This window comes from Streptomyces sp. M41 (assembly GCF_043673425.1).
Taxonomy (GTDB): domain Bacteria; phylum Actinomycetota; class Actinomycetes; order Streptomycetales; family Streptomycetaceae; genus Streptomyces.
In genome coordinates this window covers 1-1,464 of record NZ_JBIMKE010000065.1, presented here as the reverse complement: position 1 = coordinate 1,464, position 1,464 = coordinate 1, and the positions used below count along the sequence as shown (strand labels likewise).

Genomic DNA, 1,464 nt, shown 5'->3' with positions numbered 1-1,464 from the left:
GGGGGGGTGCCCCTATGGGTTTCGTCAAGCTGATGGGGCGGGCTGTGGGTCGTAGAAGGTGCCGTCGCGGAGCATCGCGAAGAGCACGTCGGCTCGTCGTCTTGCGAGGCAGAGGAGGGCTTGGGTGTGATGCTTTCCCTGGCTGATCTTCTTGTCGTAATAGGTCCGGGAGACCGGGTCGGTCAGAGACGCGAACGCGGACAGGAAGAAGGCTCGTTTGAGCTGCTTGTTTCCGCGCCGGGACGGTTGTTCGCCGCGGATCGAGGAGCCGGAACTGCGGGTCGTGGGGGCGAGGCCGGCGTAGGCGGCGAGGTGGGCGGCGGTCGGGAACGAACTGCCGTCGCCGACGTCGATGAGGATGCGGGCTCCGGTCCTGACGCCGATCCCCGGCATGGACGTCAGGACCTTCGAAAGAGGGTGGTTCTCCAGCAGTTCCTCGATCCGTGTAGCCAAGAGTTTCCGCTGGTCAAGGACCGCTCGGAGCGAGTTGGCGAGGCTGGGGACGATCAGAGCGGCCGCGTCGGTGCCCGGGACGACGACGCTCTGTTCGTCCAGTGCGGTGAAGATGTCCTCGATGAGCCGTTCGGCCATCCGCGGTGCCTGCGGACGTATCAACGCAACGAGCCGCCGGCGTCCGGCTTTGCGGATCTGGGCCGGGGAGCCGAACTGGTCGAGGAGCTTGAGCACGGCCGGGTGCTGGACGCGTGGGCCCAGGACCCGTTCCAGCGACGGGTGGATCTGCGTCAGCAGGCCCCGCAGGCGGTTGCTGATGCGGGTTGCTTCCCCGGCCAGGTCGTCGTCGAAGCCGACGATCATCTCCAGCTCGGCGATGGTCTCGTCCTCGAGGTCGACCGAGCGGAGCGTGTGAGGCATGACGCGGGCCGCGTCCGCGATGACGAACGCGTCGCGGGCATCTGTCTTGGCCTCGCCGGGATAGAGGTCGGCAATCCGCCTCATCGTCAGGCCGGGCAGATAGGCGACCGGGCAGCCCATGTCCCGGGCCACCGCCAGCGGCAGGGCGCCGATCGACGCCGGCTGGTCGACCACCACGAGCACGGTCCCGTGCTTGGCCTGCAGCTTGCCGAACACTTCGCGGAGCTTGGGCTCGCTGTTGGGCAGCCGCTTGTCGAAGGCTTTCTTCCCGGCCGGGGTGACGGCGGTGGCGTGGTGTTCGCCCTTGCCGACGTCCAGGCCGAGGAAGGCGCCGATGTCACTGACGTCGATCACGTGCGTCCTTCAGTCGTCCTCGCCCGGCCGTCCCACGGCACCGATCGCCACATCCACATTACGAAGAGCCTCCCGACCTGCGAAGAAGCCGGTGGTCATGCCCCTAATCAGCGGTCTGTCGATGCCTCCGGAGCCGGTAACACCACCCCCCAAGACATGCGATCGACAGGGGGAGAAAGTCATGCCAACTCCGGAGGCCGGGCGCCCCATTGCGGGGCCACCAAGAAGGTAATGGGG

The 1,464-nt window shown here is 67.3% G+C and carries 1 protein-coding gene; it reads right to left on the bottom strand.

Translation table 11 applies throughout. The annotated features are described in order from the left end of the window. Nucleotides 1-24: 24 nt before the first annotated feature. A complete protein-coding gene (locus ACHBTE_RS35685) occupies nt 25-1,227 on the bottom strand; it encodes an IS110 family transposase (protein WP_394729919.1) in 1,203 nt (400 codons plus the stop codon). Nucleotides 1,228-1,464: the final 237 nt, after the last annotated feature.